Below are 17,433 nucleotides of genomic sequence, written 5' to 3' on the forward strand. Positions count from 1 at the left end.
ATGATCCGGCGCGCACTGAGCCTCGATCCACCGATCTGCGGCTACTGCGTGGCTCAGACTGGGCGGACTGGCTACGCCGGGCAAGCACGCTGTGCCAGAAGGGCCGCCCCTGGCGAGGCGGGTGTCGCGACGCCGCTGGTGGTGCTCACCGTGATGGGGCTGGTGACACTGGCCGCGGTCGGGGTGCTGGCGCTGGCCTACTCGGCGACCGCCCGCTCGGTGCGGGCCGCCGCCGACCTGGTGGCGGTCTCCGGCGCACAGGCCTACGCCCGCGGCGGCGACGCGTGCGACGAGGCGCGGCGGATCGCCGGGCGCAACCAGGTCGACATGGCCGAATGCGAGGTGACCGGCGACCTGATCGACTTCGTGGTCGAGGTGCGGGTGTCCCACGGTGTCGGCTGGCGGTTGCCCGGCCTGCCCGACACGGTCGCGGCGACTGCCTACGCCGGCAGTGTGACGGGTGCCCCGTGACCGGCAAGCAGTCCGCGCAACAGGGTCAGGGCGGTCCGCCGGTCGAGCGGCTGGTTGCCCGAACCGCACCGCGGCGACACCACACAACGGGGGCAGCCCTGCTCGCACCGGCAGGCGGCGAGCAGTTCGGCGGTCGCGCCGAGCCAGCGTTCGGCGAGTTCGTAGGCCTGATCGGCGAACCCGGAGCCACCGGGCAAGCCGTCGTGGACGAACACGGTCGGGGCCCCGGTGTCGGTGTGGTGGGTGATGGACAAACCGCCGACGTCACCCGCATCGCACGCCGTGAAGCGGGGCAGCAGTGCGATCGCCGCATGTTCGGCGGCATGCAGTCCACCCGCCAGGTCACGCTCGGCCAGGCCCATGGCGTCCGGCGCCGTCCACCACAGGGCGCGGGTGCGGAAGGTGCGGGCCGGCAGATCGAGCGGGGTGGAATCCCAGACCGTTCCGGTGCCAGCATCGCGGCGCAGGTAGCCGATGACCTGCGAGGTGAGTTCGACGGTGCCGGCGAACAAAGAGCCGCCGGCCAGCTCACGACGCCGGTCGGTGCCCAGTACCCGCACACTCAGCTGCGTGGAGGGCTGGGTGAACCATTCCGCTCGCACCCTGCTGCACATGGCGACGCCGGCGTCGAGGTCATAGTCGTCGACCAGCCACTGTTCGCCCTGATGCAGGTAGACCGCGCCGGCATGCACGGTGCGGTCGGCGGCCGCAGTATCGACCTGTCCGATCACCCGTCCGGTGGCGACCTCGATGATCTCCACGCCGCTGCCCGCGATCGAACGCAGGTCGATGCGATCGACGGCGCGGGTGGGCGAAGTCCAGAACCACGAGGTGCCGCGGCGGCGCAACACGCGGCCGGCGACCAGGCGGTCCAGCAGCCCCGTCATGGTCGGCCCGAAGAATTCCTCGTCGCCGGTGGTCACCGGCAGTTCCTGGGCGGCGGCAGCCAGGTGCGCACCGAGCACGGCCGGCTGTTCGGGGTGCAGCACCGTCGTCTCGACCGCGGTGTCGAACAGGGCCTCCGGGTGTTGGCACAGCCAGCTGTCCAGCGGGTCGGGTTTGGCGAGCAGCACGGCCAGCGCGTCCCGTCCGTCACGGCCGGCCCGCCCGGCCTGCTGCCACAGCGAGGCCAGCGAACCCGGGAACCCGACGGTCAGCACGGCGTCCATCCCGGTGACATCGACGCCGAGTTCGAGCGCGTTGGTGCAGGCCACGCCGCGCAGCCGTCCCGAGGACAGGCCGGCCTCGAGTTCGCGCCGGTCGGTGGCCAGGTAGCCGGCCCGGTACGAGGCGATCTCGTCAGGCGCGATGCAGTGCCGGCGGGCCTGTTCGGCGACCAGTTCCGCCTGCACCCGCGAGGTGGTGAACGCCAACGCTTGCGCCCCCGAATCGACCAGCCGGGCAAGCATGCCGGCCGCCTCACGGTGTGGGTCGCCGTCGCCCTGCCAGACGACGAAGTCGAGTGCCGGGCGGCTGGAGGTGTCGTTGTCGACCGCCAGCACGTCGTCGATCCCGGCCAGCCGGGCGAGGTGATCGGCCGGTGCGGCGATGGTGCCGGAAGCGGATATGAAGACCGGGTCGGTGCCGTAGTGCCGGCAGATTCGCCGCAGCCGCCGCAGCACGCTCGCCACGTGAGCGCCGAACACGCCGCGGTAGCGGTGCGCCTCGTCGATGACCACATAGCGCAGCGACCGCAGCAGACCCTGCCAGCGCTCGTGGGCCGGCAGCACACTGCGGTGCAGCATGTCGGGATTGGTCAGCACGAAGGTGGCGAAATCGCGGGCGAACCGGCGCTCGCCGGGCTCGGAATCGCCGTCGAGGGTGGACACCCGCCACGACGCCCCGCCCAGGGCGGCGGCTCGTTTCGCCTGGTCGTGGGCGAGTGCCTTGGTGGGTGCCAGGTAGAGGGCGGTGTGGGCCCGGTCGGGCCGTGCCCACCGATGTCGCCCGGCATCGGTACCGACCCGGCCCTCGGCGGTGGCGGCGATGATCGGCAGCAGGTACGCCAACGACTTACCCGAACCGGTGGCAGTGCTGAGCGCGACATGACGGCCCTCGAAGGCCGCCTGCGCGGCCAGGCTCTGGTGCTGCCACAGTGCCCGGACGCCCTGCCCGGCGAGGGTGTCGCGAACGGGCTGCGACACCCAATCGGGCACAGGTGCCAGCACGCCCGGGCGGGCCGGACGTCGATGGACATGGCGCACCTGCGCCTCACCCTCGATCCACTCCGGAACGGCCATTGCCTCAGGGTGCCACGAGCCCCGGACAGAACCGTTGAGGAATCGCTGCGTGGCGTTGGTCGAGCTTGTCGAGACCCTGTGGCCGGGCAGACGGGGTTTCGACAAGCTAACCCCAAGCGCAACGCGCAAGCGTCGACGGGCCCAACCAGCGGGTGGGTGCGATCAGAAACCCGCGTTGGTCGGGGCGTCGTCAGTGTGTCGCGTGGGTCACCGTTCCGGCGCAGATCGTCAGCTGCACCTGCATGTGTCGCAGGGCGTGCGCTGCCTCGGCCGGCGGCGCGGGGGACAGCGGATCGTCGTCCAGCAGCACCAGGTCGCCGGGCTCGCCGGGCCGCAGGCGGCGTCCGTCGACCGAGGCCGCGAGGGCCTCCCGTGGAGTGAGCGCCTGCTCGGGGTGCCATCCGGGCCGCTCGTCGCCGCTGCGATGGACGGCGCACGCCATCGCCAACCAGGGGTCGAGTTCGGCCACCGGGGCGTCCGAACCGAGCGCCAGCCGCACTCCGGCGTCTGCCAGCATGCGCAGCGGGAAGGAGCGTTCAGCGCGCTCGGCGCCCCAGATCCGGTCGGTGAGGTCGCGATCGTCGAGCAGGTGGGCTGGCTGCACGCTGGCCCGCAGGCCCAGGGCAGCCATCCGGTCGGCGTCACCCCGGGTGACCAGCTGCGCATGCTCCACCGAGCCGCGCCCACCGCCGGCGGCGAAGGCGTCCAGCACGGCGGTGTTGGCGCGATCCCCGATCGCGTGCAGTGCCACCTCGAGGCCGGCGGCGGTGGCCCGACGGATGAACTCGACGAGCTCGGCCACGGAGTAGTTGGCCACGCCGCAGGGATGATCCGGGGTGGCCGGACCGTCGGAGTACGGCTCGTGGGTCCACGCGGTGCGGGTGCCCAGCGAACCGTCGGTGATCACCTTGAGCGGAGCCATGGTGGCCAGCCCACCGGTGCCGGGCAGCGGGTCGCCGGTGCGCAGGCCGGCCGCGATCACCTGCTCCAGCTGATGGGGGTAGACGGCGGTGCGCACCCGCAGCGGCCCCACCCCGGCGGCGAGCCGGAGCGGCCAGTCCACGAAGCTGTCGGCGAACTCGAAATCGACCAGGCCGGTGACGCCCTTGGCCGCCAACGCGGCGATCGGATCGATGAAGTCCGCCGGTCCGGGCACGGCGCCGGGGAGTTCGTCCAGCCGGCGCAACAGGCCGAACCACTCGTTCTCGCTCACCGCGCCGTCTCTGGCCGGAGCGCCGAGCAGGGTCAGGGCTGCCGAGTTCAGCCAGCCGCTGTGCGCGTCACCCGAGATCAACACCACCGGCGCCGCGCCGCTGATCGCGTCCAGTTCGGCGACCGTGGGTTGCCGAGACCAACCGGCCGAGCGGAACCCGAACCCGAACAGAGTGCGGTCAGGATGCCGCCGGGCCAGCTCGACGAGCGGTCCACGGAGCCGCTCCAACACGTCGTCCGGCTCGGCGGTGCCGCCCAGCTGCACCATCCGGGCGGTGCGCACCCATTGCGTGGCGTGCACATGGGCGTCCCACAACCCGGGGATCGCCCAACGGCCGTGACCGTCGATCTCCTCGACACCGGCCACCGGTGTCAGGTGGGTGCCGACATCGGCGATCACGCCGTCCGAGATCAGCACGTCGCGCGGTTCCTGGGACGCCGGGGATGCGTCGTCCAGGTCGACGATCCGCACCTGCCGCACCAGCACCGATCCGTTCACGCGCAGCAGCGTACGGGTCGCAGCGCGGGTGTGGCAGGCTGCCGGTGTGCTCGAACCCCTCGTCGCCCACGACCTCGCCGTGCGGCTGCGCGACGCCGGCTACAGCTATGACGCGGTCGCCGAACGACTCGGCACGCCGGGCCTGGACGGGCTGGCCCGCAACGCCACCGTCCCCGCCGACCGGGCCCTCGCCGGCGCGATCGATCCGCAAGCCACCCTGATCAGGGCCTTCGCGCTGCAACAGGACGTCGCGTGCGCCGACCTCGCAGCGGCACTGGGGGACCTGGACCGCCTCACCCCGATCCTGGACGCCGCTTCCGACGACACCGTCCGGGCCGCCATCGAGATCCGGCCCTACGCCTTCACCGACGATCACGGCGAGCATTCCGGCTGGCTGGCCTCCGACCTCACCCCCACCCTCGACGGACGCCTCGCCGCACCGCGCGACGACTTCGTCCTCGGCCTCTCGCCGGCCTCGGTGACCTTGGCCCAGCTCACCATGCGCAACCCCCGCGGACGCGCCCTCGACCTGGGCGCCGGCTGCGGCATCCAGTCGGTGCACCTGGCCACCCACGTCGACCAGGTCGTCGCCACCGACCTCAACCCGCGGGCCTGCGCGATGACCGCCCTGACCGCAGCCCTCAACGGCCTCACCGTCGACGTCCGCCAAGGCTCGCTGTACGAACCGGTCGCCGGCGAGGGCTTCGACCTGATCGTCACCAACCCGCCCTATGTGATGGCACCACCGGACGCCTCCCGGCTGGTCTACCGGGAGGGCTCGTTCACCGCCGACGGCCTGGTCCGCGCGGTCGTCGCCGGTGCGGCGACCCAGCTCAATCCCGGTGGAGCGCTGCAAGTGCTGGGCAACTGGGCGATCACCGCCGACCAGCCCTGGCAGGACCGGCTGGCGTCGTGGATCGCGCCCACCGGCTGCGACGCCCTGGTGCTGCAGCGGGAACGGCTCGACCCGTTCGAGTACATCGAGATCTGGCTCGCCGACGCCGGCCTGGTCGGTACCCCTGACTACGCGAAACGCTACGCCGAATGGGTCGACTACTTCGACGCCCTGGGCATCGTCGGAGTCGGCCTTGGCTGGCTCACCCTCTACAACACCGGCAACGCACAACCTGAGTTGCGCTTCGACGACTGGCCTCACCAGGTGCAGAGCGGCCTGGGGGAGGCGTTCGCCGAGTTCCCGGACGCCGCCCGCGCGGCCCAGCTGCCCGACGACCAACTGTCGGCCGGCACCCTCACCCTCGATCCGGCCGTCACCTCCGAAGCACTCGGACGCCCCGGTGCGGCCGACCCCGAGCACATCGTCTTCCGCCGCGGTACCGGTTTCGGACGTGCCGTCGAGGTCGATACCGCCCTGGCCGGAGTGGCCGGCGCCTGTGACGGGGAGCTGCCGCTCGGCGTCCTGATCGACGCCGTCGCCGACCTGTTGGACGCCGACGCCGCGGCGCTCCGGGCCGACCTGCTACCTCGACTGCGCCCGCTGATCGCCGACGGCTTCCTGCGTCTCGTCGACCACCGCTGAGCCCACGGCCGAACCGGGCAGGTGGCCGAGGGTTCGATCTTTGTGGTTACCATTCCCCCGTGAGGCCGCCGTCGCGGCCCGTCATCCCGCGCATCGAGGAAATCCACGTGGCAACTGCAGGCAAGACACGGCTCGTGATCGTCGAGTCACCCGCCAAGGCGACCAAGATCGCCAGCTTCCTCGGCACCGGCTACGTCGTCGAGTCCAGCCGCGGCCACGTCGCGGATCTGCCCACCGGCGCCGCCGAGGTGCCTGCCAAGTACAAGGGCGAGAAGTGGGCGCGCACCGGCGTCAACGTCGAGAACAACTTCGAGCCGCTCTATGTGGTGGCGGCTGACAAGAAGGGCACCATCCGCGAACTGAAGGCGAAGCTGGCCGGTGCCGATGAACTCCTGCTGGCCACCGACGAGGACCGCGAGGGCGAGGCCATCGCGTGGCACTTGATGCAGCAGTTGAAGCCGAAGGTGCCGGTCCGCCGGATGGTGTTCCACGAGATCACCCCGCAGGCCATCGCCGAGGCGGTGGCGAACCCGCGCGAGCTCGACACCGACCTGGTGGACGCCCAGGAGACCCGGCGCATCCTCGACCGGCTGTACGGCTACGAGGTCTCCCCGGTGCTGTGGAAGAAGGTGATGCCGCGGCTGTCCGCGGGCCGCGTCCAGTCGGTGGCGACCCGCCTGGTGGTCGACCGTGAGCGGCAGCGGATGGCGTTCCGCTCCGCCAGCTATGCCGGCATCGAGGCCAAGCTGAACGCCGGCGCGGACGCCGAACCGCCCGTTTTCGGTGCGACCCTGCAGCAGATCAGCGACCTGCGCGTCGCCCAGGGCCGCGACTTCGACCCGCAGGGCAACCTGACCGGCAAGGGACTGTTCCATCTCTCCGCCGAGCAGGCCGAGATGCTGGCCACCGCTCTGGAGCAGGCTGCGTTCGCGGTGGCCTCGGTCGAGGCCAAGCCGTACACCCGGCGTCCGTACGCCCCGTTCCGCACCACCACGCTGCAGCAGGACGCCGGGCGCAAGCTGGGCTTCACCGCCGAGCGCACCATGCGGGTCGCCCAGGACCTGTACGAGCGCGGCTTCATCACCTATATGCGTACCGACTCGGTCACCTTGTCGGGGACCGCGATCAACGCCGCCCGCACCCAGGTCAAGCAGCTGTTCGGCGGCAAGTACCTGCCCGAGAAGCCGCGCGTCTACACCTCCAAGGTGAAGAACGCCCAAGAGGCGCACGAGGCGATCCGACCCGCCGGTGAGACCTTCCAGATCCCGTCCGAGACCGGGCTGAGCGGTGACGCGTTCCGGCTCTACGAGCTGATCTGGAAGCGCACTCTCGCCTCGCAGATGGCGGACGCCGTGGGCGAGACGGTGAGCGTCCGGATCGGCGCCACCCTGCCGCAGCGGATCGCGGTCACCGACGCCACCACCGGCGAGATCACCGAGACCGGACGCTGCACCTTCGGCGCCTCCGGCCGCACCATCACCTTCCCCGGCTTCCTCAAGGCCTACGTGGTGGGCGTCGAGGACGACGAAACCTCCGACGACGCCCAGGCCCGACTGCCGCAACTCGTCGCCGGTGCCGCGCTCACCCCTGAGGAACTGAAGGCGCTCAGCCACGACACCCGTCCGCCGGCCCGCTACACCGAGCCGTCGCTGGTGGCGAAGCTGGAGGAGCTGGAGATCGGCCGGCCCTCGACCTATGCGTCGATCATCCGCACCATCACCAGCCGCGACTACGTGTTCAAGAAGGGTTCGGCGCTGGTCCCGACCTGGCTGGCGTTCGCGGTCACCCGGCTGCTCGAAGAACACTTCCCGCGGCTGGTCGACTACACTTTCACCGCCGCGCTGGAGGACACCCTGGACGACATCGCCAGCGGCCAGGCCGCCCGGCTGCAGGTGCTCAACGACTTCTACTTCGGCGCCGAGGGTGCCACCCACGAGGGCCTGCACGCCCTGGTCAACGAGCTCGGCGAGATCGATGCCCGCGGACTCTCCACCTACCCGCTGGGCGATTCCGGCATCGCGGTGCGGGTCGGCCGCTACGGCACCTATGTCGAGGACGCCGAAGGCCGGCGGGCCAACGTGCCCGAGGATCTGCCGCCCGACGAACTCACCATCGAGCACGCCAAGGAGTTGCTCGACCAGCCGGCCGGCGAGGAGCGCGAACTGGGCGTCGATGAGGCCACCGGACGGCAGATCGTCGCGAAATCGGGCCGCTACGGGCCCTACGTCACCGAGGTGCTCGAGGAGGGCGCGCCGAAGTCGGCCAAGCCGCGCACCGGTTCGTTGTTCGCCTCGATGAGCCTGGAGACCATCGGTCTGGACGACGCGCTGAAGCTGCTCAGCTTGCCGCGGGTGGTCGGCACCTCCGCCGACGGGGTGGAGATCACCGCCCAGAACGGCCGCTACGGCCCGTACCTGAAGAAGGGCACCGACTCGCGTTCGCTGACGTCGGAGGAGCAGATCTTCGACATCACCCTGGAGCAGGCCGAGGAGATCTACGCCCAGCCCAAGACCCGGGGGCGCGCTCGCGCCGCCGCCGGTCCGCTCAAGGAGCTGGGGGCCGATCCGGCGACCGGCAAGCCGATGGTGATCAAGGACGGACGCTTCGGCGCCTACGTCACCGACGGCGAGATCAACGCCACCCTGCGCAAATCGGACTCGGTGGAGGCGATCACCGCCGAACGGGCCGCCGAACTGCTGGCCGAGAAGCGGGCGAAAGGGCCGGCCCCGAAGCGCACCACCACCCGTCGGACCACCACCAAGCGCGCCACGACGACCAAGCGGGCGCCGGCCAAGAAGAGCTGACCCGTGCGCCGGCGCGGCGAGGTGCTGCGGTTCGAGCTGCCGATGACCGCGGTGGTGACCGGCCTGACCGGGCCGGCGACCGGCGTCCATCGGCTGGTCGGACGCCCGCCCGCCGAGTCGACAGCGACCGTCATCGACACCGCCGACCATCGGCTGCTGTCCTGGGGCGTGGAGCTGTCCCGGGTGGCCGAGACGGGCCGGTGGACGCTGCGGGCGCCCGGCTGGGAGCCGGTGCTGAGCGCCGATCGGACGATGCCGCAGGCTGAGGAGGACATTCCGTCGGAACTGGCGGTGCTGCTGGTGCCGTTCCGGCGCAGCGGGATCCTCGCCCCGGTGCTGGAGGCGGCCTCGGTGCGGCGCCGGTTCACGCTCGTCGGCCAGGACGGCGGCGCGCTCGGTGACCTGCTCGATGAACGGGTCCGGGTCGGGCAACCCCCCGGCGAACTGCAGGCCTTCCGGGTCGTCACCCTGACCACCACCGGCCCGGTTGGCGCGGCCGTCCGTGAGGTCTTCCTCGCCGCATTCGCGGACGCCGGCGGCACCCTGATCGACCGGCCTCCGGCGCTCGCCGACCGGATGGGATTGATCCACTCGGGGCCGGCAGAGGGCAGGCCGTCACCGCGGACGCCGATCGAGGCCTTCGTCGCCGACCAGCTGCATGCCCGCTGGCGGCGGCTGTTGCGTGCCGACCTGGTCGCCCGCACCACCGACGGCACCGACGCCGAGTTGCGCGACGGCGTCCGGTCGTTGCGGCAGGAACTCGGCGCGCTGGGCCCGCTGTTCGCCACGGAATGGCTGGCGGCGGCGGAGCGGCGGCTGGACGCGGCGCTGCTCGATCCGCGTCCGCTGTACCGCACCGAGCGCTGGCTACGCATTCTGGACCTGCTCGCCGAAGCCGCGACCGAGCCCCCGCTGCCGCAGGTCGCCGGACGACTCACCGGCCCGGTGCTGGCCCAGGAACTCGAGGCGATCGTCCGCACCATGCGCGATCAGTGCCACACCCTGGACAGCTACAGCGACGACGCCCGCTGGGCGCGCGCCGACCAGATCGCCCGGCGCGCACTGACCCTCTCCCGGCTGTCCCGCCGGGTCTTCGGCAAGCACGCCAAACGGCTGACCCGCCGGCTGTCGGCGATCGTGGCGCCGCTGGACGCCACGGTCCGGCCCGACCCGGCGGCGCTGGCCCGCGACCTGCGCGGGCTGACCGCGGCCGAGATCTTCGAGGCCGGACGCGGCTACGAACGGACGATGCTGGCCGTCGACTACGCCCGGGAGCAGTTCGTCCGGGAGTGGCCCGGGTTGTGGCACAAGCTACGTACCCGGGTGATCCGGCCGCGCGCGCCGCACTACCACCCACCGACGCCGGCTGAACTGCCTCCACGGGCTGCTGCGGGCATGGAAGCGAGGGCGCGATGAGCGGCGGGCTGTTCGTGGTCTTCGAGGGCGGCGACGGGGTCGGCAAGTCCACCCAGTGCCGACTGCTGGCGGAGTGGGCGCGCCGCCGCGGCGTCCCGGCCCGGCTGACCTTCGAGCCGGGCGACACCGCCGCCGGACGGATGATCCGCAGGATCGTCCTCGATCCTGCCACCGGTGATCTCGATCCGCGGGCGGAGGCCCTGCTGTATGCCGCCGACAAGGCACATCACCTGTATGAGGTGGTGCGCCCGGCGCTCGAGCGCGGCGAGATGGTGATCTGCGACCGCTACGTCGACTCGATGCTCGCCTACCAGGGTGCCGGACGGGTGCTCGACCTGGCCGAGGTGGCCGAGATCGCCCGCTGGGCCACGGCAGGGCTGGTGCCGGATCTGACCGTGCTGCTCGACCTGGAACCGGAGCGGGCGGTGGGCACCATCGCCGACCCGGACCGCGTCGAGGGTGCCGGCGCCGAGTTCCACCGGCGGGCCCGGGCACTGTTCCTGGAGTTGGCGGCGCAGGCGCCCGAGCGTTACCTGGTGCTGCCGGCGCGGCGTCCGGCCGACTGGATCGCCGAACAGGTGCAGGAGCAGGTGGTGGCACTGCTGTCGGAGCCGACATTGTCAGAGCCGACTGGCAGGATCGCTCCATGACGGTGTGGGCGGATCTGGTCGGGCAGGACCGGGTGGTCGAGGTGCTGCGCCGGGCCGTCGCGGGCGACGCGCACGCGATGACGCACGCCTGGCTGGTCACCGGTCCGCCGGGTTCGGGCCGGTCGAACGCGGCCCGTGCCTTCGCGGCCGCGCTGCAGTGCGAGCGGGGCGGCTGCGGCGAATGCTCAGCCTGCCGGACGAGCCTGTCGGGCGCCCATCCCGATGTGACGCTGGTGCGCACCGAGCAGCTGTCGATCGGTGTCGACGAGGTGCGTGACCTGGTCCGCCGAGCCGCCATGTCGCCCACGCTGGGCCGCTGTCAGGTGCTGGTGGTCGAGGACGCCGACCGGGTCACCGAGCGTGGCGCCGACGCGCTGCTGAAGAGCATCGAAGAGCCGGCCACCAAGACGGTGTGGCTGTTGTGCGCGCCCACCCCCGACGACGTGGTGGTGACGATCCGTTCGCGGTGCCGGCGGATCGAACTCTCCACGCCCAGCGCGGCCGCGGTCGCCGAGCTGCTGGTGCGGCGCGACGGAGCGTCCCCCGAACTGGCCGAGTTCGCCGCCCGGGTGGCGCAGGGTCACATCGGCCGGGCCAGGATGCTGGCCCGCAACGAAGCGGCCCGCGTCCGCCGCGCCGAGCTGCTCACCCTGCCCGGACGCCTCAGCTCGCTCGGCGAGTGCCTGACCGCGGCCGCCGAACTGGTCGACTCCGCGACCCAGGAGGCGTCCGCCACGACCACCGAACTCGACGCTCGCGAAAAGGCCGAGCTGTCCGAGGCGCTCGGCTTCGGCACCAAAGGCGCCCGGCCGCGCAACGCTCAGGCGGCGCTGCGCGAACTCGACGAGCAGCAGAAGGCGCGTGCCAAACGGCTGCAGCGCGACGCGCTCGACCGGGTGCTCACCGAGCTCACCACCTACTACCGCGACGTGCTGCTGGTGCAGTCCGGGGTGGCGGCCGAGCTGATCAACGCCGAGCTGCGGGCCGAAATCGAAGCGGTCGCGCGCCGCGACGCCCCCGAGGCGACGCTGCGCCGGATCGACGCCATCCTGGCCTGCCGCGAGGCTCTTGAGGGCAACGTGGCGCCGCTGCTGGCGTTGGAGTCGCTGCTGGTGACCATCGCCGGCCGACGCTGATCCCGCAATCGCCCGACGTGCGAGTGTCGGTCGGCTGGCCGGAGCGCCTCAACGGGCACGATGGAATCCACCCTGCGTAGGAGGACCATGACCGACACGGATCAGCACACGTTCCCGTTCGGCTTCACCGAAGAGGAAGAGCCCGTCCGGCGCCGCGCACCCAAGCTGCCGGCACCGCCCAGCGTCACACCCGACGCACGGACGGCACGGACGCCCGACGACGGCATCTTCCGGTCGGGCGCCGCAGCACCGGCGGTGGCACCCACCGCCGTGATGGAGGTGCCCGCCGAGCCGACGGAGGAGGAACGCAAGCTCGCCGCAGAACGGGCGGCGCGTCGTGAGGCCCGTGAGGCGGCGCTGGCCGCCCCGGACGCCCGGCCTGAGCCGACCCCGGAGCCCGTGGTGGTCACCCGGCGCACCACCGACCGCTTCCTGGGCGCCTTCTCGCTGTTCCTGGTCCGTCTCGTCGTCGCCGCGATCATGGCGGTACACGGGCTGGCTTTCGTGACCGACCCGGTCGCCGCCCAGGAACTCTTCGCCACGACGATCATTCCCGAGCCGGCGCTGATGGCCACCATCACCGGGTTCGCCTCGCTGGCCATCGCGGTGGCCCTGGTCTTCGGCCTGCTGACGCGGGTCGCCGGGCTGGGCGTGCTGCTGATCGCCGGCGGCGCGCTGACCTTCGTGCTGTGGGGCAACTGGAGCCCGTTCGTCGCCGGCCGGGCCGGCTTCGTCGGTGAGCTCGAGCTGCTGCTGGCCGTGGTCGGTCTGCTGTTCCTGTGCGTCGGCGGCGGCGGATTCAGCCTCGACCGCAGCTTCCGCAAGAGCCGGGAGAGCAGCAGCAGCTGATGCTTTCGCCGGCCGGGCCGAGTGCCGTTGGCCGAGCTTGTCGAGACCGCGGCGGACCTGTTCGGTGGGGTCAGTAGGAGTCGGCCACTAGATTGTGCCCGTGCGCATCTCCTCCCGCTGGGCCGTCGGCGTCGCCGCGCTCCTCGTCCTCGCGGGGTGTGTGCCGGGCGCGGGCCCGACCCAGCCGGCGCCCAGCGCTCCGGTCGCGACGCCGTCCGGTCCGGTGATCGGGATCTCGCAGACCCCGGGCTTCGAAGTGGATCGGCCGCAGCTGCCGCCGTCCACCGCACGTCCGGACGGTTTCACCGACGCACCCGACGGTGGCATGAACGGGTACCTGAAGCAGGCCGTCCAATGGCGCACCTGCGCCGAGCGGTACCAGTGCGCGAGCATCGTGGCGCCGCTCGACTACGCCAACCCGTCCGCCCAGGCGATCACGCTCGCCCTGGCGCGCAAGCCGGCGACCGCCACCCCGAAGCTGGGCACGCTCTTCATCAACCCTGGCGGGCCGGGTGCCTCCGGACGCAATATGGTCACCTTCTTCGCCTCGAAGGGGCTCGAACAGTACGACATCGTCGGCTGGGATCCGCGTGGCACCAACGCCTCCACCCCGGTGCGCTGCTTCGACGACAGCCGGACCGACGCCTACAACCAGCTCGACTCCTCGCCCGACGACGACGCCGAGACCAACGCCCTGCTGGTCGGCACCTACGAGTTCGCGAAGTCGTGCTGGGAGCACAGCGGCGAGTTGCTGGAACACATCTCGACGATCGACACCGCCCGCGATCTCGACCTGATGCGGGGGCTGGTCGGCGACGACAAGCTCTCGTACCTGGGCTACTCCTACGGCACTCAGATCGGCGCCGTCTACGCCGACCTGTTCCCGCAGCGGGTCGGACGGCTGGTACTGGACGCCGCCGTCGACATCACCGACGACGACACCGTGATCCAGGCGATGGGCTTCGACCTGGCGCTGGGCAACTTCGCGGCCTGGTGCGCCCGGCAGAACTGTTCGCTGGGCAGTTCGAAGGACGAGGTCCTCAAGACCATCACCGGCTTCCTGGACAAGCTGGACGCCGAACCGCTCACGGTGGACGATCGGAAACTCACCCAGAGCCTCGCCGCCAGCGGCATCGCCGGCTACCTGTACGGCGGCATCCCGGCCTGGCAGGAGCTGTCCGCCGACCTGCAGGCGGCCATCGGCGGCGACGGCGCCGACCTGCTGCGTTCCTCCGACGGACTCAACGATCGCGGCCAGGACGGCCGGTACGGCTCGCTGTTCTACTCGTTCCCGGCGATCGGCTGCGCCGACTCCAAGGATCTGGGTGTGGTGGAGGCCGAGCGGCGCTGGGCCGAGGACCAGAAGAAGGCGCCGATCTACGGCAAGTACTTCGGCCCCGGCTACACCTGCGCACTGTGGCCGGTGCGCAGCGCCCCGCAGTTCCAGCCGACCGGCTCGGGCGCCGCCCCGATCGTCGTGGTGGGTGCCACCGGCGACCCGGCGACGCCCTACCAGAACGCAGTCACCATGGCGAAGCAGCTGACCTCGGCCGTGCTGCTCACCTACGAGGGCGAGGGCCACGGCACCTTCGGCGGCAAGTCGTCCTGCATCGACAACGCGGTGATCGCCTACCTGACCCACGGCACGGTCCCCGCGGACGGCACCCGCTGCCAGTAACCCCCAGGACACCGGGGACGGTTCTCTCGGTCACCGGGGACGGTTCTTTCGGTCACCCTGTCCCGGCCGAATCGCGTCCACCGTTGCCGCTGTCCTATAGTTGGTCGTCGCCGGGCTCAGGCCCGGCAGGCCGCCTTAGCTCAGTCGGCAGAGCGTCTCACTCGTAATGAGAAGGTCTGGGGTTCGATTCCCCAAGGCGGCTCCATTCCACAAGTGGCAACATCGCCACCTGTCACGCTGGCCGATGCGCCTCGTACCCTGCGCCGGTGAAGGCTGCGAAATGCCCTTGTGCTGTTGCTGATGGCGTCCGGGTGCACGTCGGTCCAGGCGACGCCGAGTTGGCAGCCGAACTCGCCAAGCTCGGCTGACCCCGCGTCAGCTCCTGGATGGTCGGCTTGAACCGTCCGAGGGTGTGGATTCCGATGCTCGAAATCAACAGTGGTATGCACTCTGAGTGCAATCGCTCACGGCCGGATGACGATCTTGCCGTCCAACGTGCCCTCGGCCATGGCGCGGAAGCCTTCCGCGGCGTCCGGCAGGTCCAGCACCCGGTCGATGGTGGGCCGGACGCCGGTGCGCTCCAACAGCGCGAGCAGGCCGTGGAACTCTTCGATCGTGCCCATGGTGGAGCCGATCACCCGCAGTTGTTGGAAGAACACCCGGTTCAGTTCCGCCGGCGGGTTCGGGCCGCTGGTGGCGCCCGCGCAGACGATGGTGCCGCCCGGACGCAGGCAGCGCAGCGAGTGCGCCCAGGTGGCTTCGCCGACGGTTTCGATGACCGCGTCCACCCGTTCCGGAAGCCGGGCACCCGGCTCGAAGACGGCGTCCGCGCCACGGCTCAGCGCCGCCGCACGTTTGGCCTCGGTGCGGCCGGTCGCCCAGACCCGGAACCCGAGCGCCGCTCCCAGCGCGGTGGCCGCGGACGCCACCCCGCCGGAGGCGCCCTGGATCAGCACCGTGTCGCCGGCGCTCAACCCCGAGTCGTTGGTGAGCATCCGATAGGCGGTCAGCCACGCGGTGGGCAGGCAGGCGGCCTGCTCGGTGTTCAGCCACGCCGGCCGGTCGATCAGGTTGGCGCGGGGCACGGCGACGAACTGCGCCATCGTGCCTTGGTGCAACTCCGAGAGCAGGCTGCGCTTCGGATCGAGGGTCACATCGCCGGTCCAACCCGGTGAGTTGATGACGGCGGACACGATCACCGGCCGGCCGTCGACGGTGCCGGCGGCGTCCGTGCCCAGGATCATCGGCATCCGGTCGGGCGGCAGTCCCACGCCGGCCAGCGACCACAGATCGTGCCGGTTCAGCGCACACGCCTCGACCCGGACGACCACCCAGTCCTCGGCGGCGTCCGGCTCGGGCCGCTCGCCGATTCGCAGCGCGTCCAGCGGATGGTCAGGATCGGCGACGGTCACATACGCGGCGAGCATGACCTCAGGCTATGCCGCCAACGCCCGGCTCAGTCGGCGTCGGGATAGCCGAGGTCGGTTCGACCAGGTCCTCGGGGAAGACGTGTGCCGGGTAGCTGACCGGACGGGCCGGAACTCCGGCCACCGTGGTGAACGGTGCGACGTCTTCGAGCACCACCGAACCGGCGCCGATCTTGGCACCCTCGCCGACCTCGATGTTGCCCAGCACCTTCGCGCCGGCACCGATCATCACCCCGCGACGGATCTTCGGGTGCCGATCGCCGCCCACCTTGCCGGTGCCGCCGAGGGTGACCTCGTGCAGCATCGAGAAGTCGTCCTCGACCACGGCGGTCTCGCCGATCACGATCGAGGTGGCATGGTCGAACAGGATGCCCTTGCCGATCCGTGCGCCCGGATGGATGTCGACGGCGAACACCTCGGAAATCCGGCTCTGCAGATAGAGCGCGAGCGGTTCGCGTCCGCTCACCCAGTAGTAGTGCGCCACCCGGTACGACTGCAGCGCATGGAAACCCTTGAAGTACAGCAGCGGAATCGAGTACCCGCGGCAGGCCGGATCACGGCTGAGCACGGCGCGCAGGTCTTCGCGGAAGGCCAGCCCGATCGTCGGGTCCTTGGCCAGGGCCTCGTCGATCAGCGAGCGCAGGCTGAGCGAGGTGATCGTGGGGCTGCCGAGTTTGGACGCCAACATGTAGCTGAGCACGTCCTCGAGCCGGTCGTGGGCGAGGACGACGGTGTGCAGATAGCTGGCCAGCGCGGGCTCGCTCTCGGCGGCCGCGGTGGCCTCGGAACGGATTCGGCGCCAGATTTCATCGTGCGGCATGGCATGCCTTTCAAGGGGAGAGGTGGTTGCGGTCGGAAGTGGCGAACAGTGGAAAGAGGTCGTTCAGCCGAGTCGACAACAGCAACACATGCACATCAGCGCGCGGACGGCATGCGCGGTGATCATCGTCACATTCGTGTGCATGGCGGCCAATCTAGCAGCGGTTCCCCGTCCAGCCGAGAGGTGCATGTCTTCCTGGCTAGAAGCGAGCGGTGATCATCGTCGGTCGAGCTTGTCGAGACCCTCGCGGGGACGGGGTTTCGACAAGCTCAACCAACAGTGGGGGCTCCCGGACGGAGGGAGTCTCGACAAGCTCGACCAACGGCGACGGCTACCCGGTGATGCGGTCCGGGCCCTCGATGTAGAGCCGGCCACGGCGGGCGGACGCCCGGGACAGCCAGGCGTCCTCAATCACCTCGGCCAACTCGGCCCGGCTCAACTCGCTCACCCGGCTCAGCCGCAGCAGCACGGACGGATGCCCGTCGAAGTGCGGCGTGGTGAAGAAGGGCGTCGACGGATCCTGCACCAGAGCCTCCTTGGCGGCCAGATCGGGCACCCAGAACACCACCACGTCGTCGTAGCGTTCCCCGGTGACCGGGTCGACGGCGTCCGGACGGGGCGTCCGGAAGAAGACGAAGGACTTGCCGCCGACCTGATAGACGGGCGTGGTCGAGTCCGGATCGTAGGCGGTGAC

General features: G+C 71.1%; 13 protein-coding genes and 1 tRNA gene. 9 read left to right on the top strand and 5 right to left on the bottom strand.

The genetic code is table 11. The features are described from left to right. Positions 1 to 471, top strand: a complete 471-nt coding sequence (locus Q0066_RS13285) for an Rv3654c family TadE-like protein (RefSeq protein ID WP_298133663.1) — start codon at positions 1 to 3, stop codon at positions 469 to 471. On the opposite strand, the gene Q0066_RS13290 is transcribed toward Q0066_RS13285, so the two are convergent. Next, positions 441 to 2,711: a DEAD/DEAH box helicase gene (locus Q0066_RS13290; RefSeq protein ID WP_298133665.1), complete on the bottom strand. Its 2,271-nt coding sequence runs from the start codon at positions 2,709 to 2,711 to the stop codon at positions 441 to 443. The two genes, Q0066_RS13285 and Q0066_RS13290, sit on opposite strands and share 31 nt — an antisense overlap. A 190-nt stretch (positions 2,712 to 2,901) precedes the next feature. Continuing rightward, on the bottom strand, positions 2,902 to 4,422 hold the full coding sequence (locus Q0066_RS13295) for an amidohydrolase (RefSeq protein WP_298133667.1): 1,521 nt from the start codon (positions 4,420 to 4,422) through the stop codon (positions 2,902 to 2,904). 46 nt (positions 4,423 to 4,468) lie between these two features. Here Q0066_RS13295 and Q0066_RS13300 point away from each other — a divergent pair, with 46 nt between their 5' ends. The 8 genes from Q0066_RS13300 to Q0066_RS13335 all read left to right on the top strand — a co-directional run bounded on the left by Q0066_RS13300 (position 4,469) and on the right by Q0066_RS13335 (position 14,697). Further along, positions 4,469 to 5,959 (top strand): methyltransferase, encoded by a 1,491-nt coding sequence (locus Q0066_RS13300; RefSeq protein WP_298133669.1) that lies wholly within the window; start codon positions 4,469 to 4,471, stop codon positions 5,957 to 5,959. 107 nt (positions 5,960 to 6,066) lie between these two features. After that, positions 6,067 to 8,763, top strand: a complete 2,697-nt coding sequence (gene topA / locus Q0066_RS13305) for a type I DNA topoisomerase (RefSeq protein WP_298133671.1) — start codon at positions 6,067 to 6,069, stop codon at positions 8,761 to 8,763. Between the two features lie 3 nt (positions 8,764 to 8,766). Further along, a complete protein-coding gene (locus Q0066_RS13310) occupies positions 8,767 to 10,179 on the top strand; it encodes a hypothetical protein (RefSeq protein WP_298133673.1) in 1,413 nt (470 codons plus the stop codon). Further along, positions 10,176 to 10,829, top strand: a complete 654-nt coding sequence (gene tmk, locus Q0066_RS13315) for a dTMP kinase (protein ID WP_298133675.1) — start codon at positions 10,176 to 10,178, stop codon at positions 10,827 to 10,829. Before Q0066_RS13310 ends, tmk begins: the two co-directional genes overlap by 4 nt. After that, positions 10,826 to 11,965, top strand: a complete 1,140-nt coding sequence (locus tag Q0066_RS13320) for a DNA polymerase III subunit delta' (protein ID WP_298133677.1) — start codon at positions 10,826 to 10,828, stop codon at positions 11,963 to 11,965. Before tmk ends, Q0066_RS13320 begins: the two co-directional genes overlap by 4 nt. An 87-nt stretch (positions 11,966 to 12,052) precedes the next feature. Further along, entirely contained in the window at positions 12,053 to 12,814 is a 762-nt protein-coding gene (locus Q0066_RS13325) for a DoxX family protein (protein ID WP_298133679.1), read from the top strand. A 100-nt stretch (positions 12,815 to 12,914) separates the two neighbouring features. Beyond that, the gene (locus tag Q0066_RS13330) at positions 12,915 to 14,492 is read left to right on the top strand and encodes an alpha/beta hydrolase (RefSeq protein WP_298133681.1); all 1,578 of its coding nucleotides are present in this window, start codon (positions 12,915 to 12,917) and stop codon (positions 14,490 to 14,492) included. 129 nt (positions 14,493 to 14,621) lie between these two features. Beyond that, a tRNA-Thr gene (locus Q0066_RS13335) sits at positions 14,622 to 14,697 on the top strand. Between the two features lie 259 nt (positions 14,698 to 14,956). On the opposite strand, the gene Q0066_RS13340 is transcribed toward Q0066_RS13335, so the two are convergent. The 3 genes from Q0066_RS13340 to Q0066_RS13350 form a co-directional block, all read right to left on the bottom strand. Continuing rightward, positions 14,957 to 15,919 carry a zinc-binding dehydrogenase gene (locus tag Q0066_RS13340; protein ID WP_298133683.1) on the bottom strand — a complete coding sequence of 321 codons (963 nt, stop codon included), beginning with the start codon at positions 15,917 to 15,919 and terminating at the stop codon, positions 14,957 to 14,959. Positions 15,920 to 15,923: 4 nt separating this feature from the next. Then, the gene (gene cysE, locus Q0066_RS13345; RefSeq protein WP_298133685.1) at positions 15,924 to 16,739 is read right to left on the bottom strand and encodes a serine O-acetyltransferase; all 816 of its coding nucleotides are present in this window, start codon (positions 16,737 to 16,739) and stop codon (positions 15,924 to 15,926) included. A gap of 331 nt (positions 16,740 to 17,070) precedes the next feature. Beyond that, positions 17,071 to 17,433, bottom strand: a 363-nt coding sequence (locus Q0066_RS13350) for an MmcQ/YjbR family DNA-binding protein (RefSeq protein ID WP_298133687.1), incomplete at its 5' end; no start/stop codon positions are given.

The organism is Micropruina sp. (assembly GCF_027492755.1).
Taxonomy (GTDB): Bacteria; Actinomycetota; Actinomycetes; order Propionibacteriales; family Propionibacteriaceae; genus Micropruina.

Coding starts and splice junctions, on each gene's coding strand:
- Q0066_RS13285 (WP_298133663.1), top strand. CDS start 1: ATGATCCGGCGCGCACTGAGCCTCGATCCACCGATCTGCGGCTACTGC.
- Q0066_RS13290 (WP_298133665.1), bottom strand. CDS start 2,711: ATGGCCGTTCCGGAGTGGATCGAGGGTGAGGCGCAGGTGCGCCATGTC.
- tmk (WP_298133675.1), top strand. CDS start 10,176: ATGAGCGGCGGGCTGTTCGTGGTCTTCGAGGGCGGCGACGGGGTCGGC.
- Q0066_RS13320 (WP_298133677.1), top strand. CDS start 10,826: ATGACGGTGTGGGCGGATCTGGTCGGGCAGGACCGGGTGGTCGAGGTG.
- Q0066_RS13325 (WP_298133679.1), top strand. CDS start 12,053: ATGACCGACACGGATCAGCACACGTTCCCGTTCGGCTTCACCGAAGAG.
- Q0066_RS13340 (WP_298133683.1), bottom strand. CDS start 15,919: ATGCTCGCCGCGTATGTGACCGTCGCCGATCCTGACCATCCGCTGGAC.
- cysE (WP_298133685.1), bottom strand. CDS start 16,739: ATGCCGCACGATGAAATCTGGCGCCGAATCCGTTCCGAGGCCACCGCG.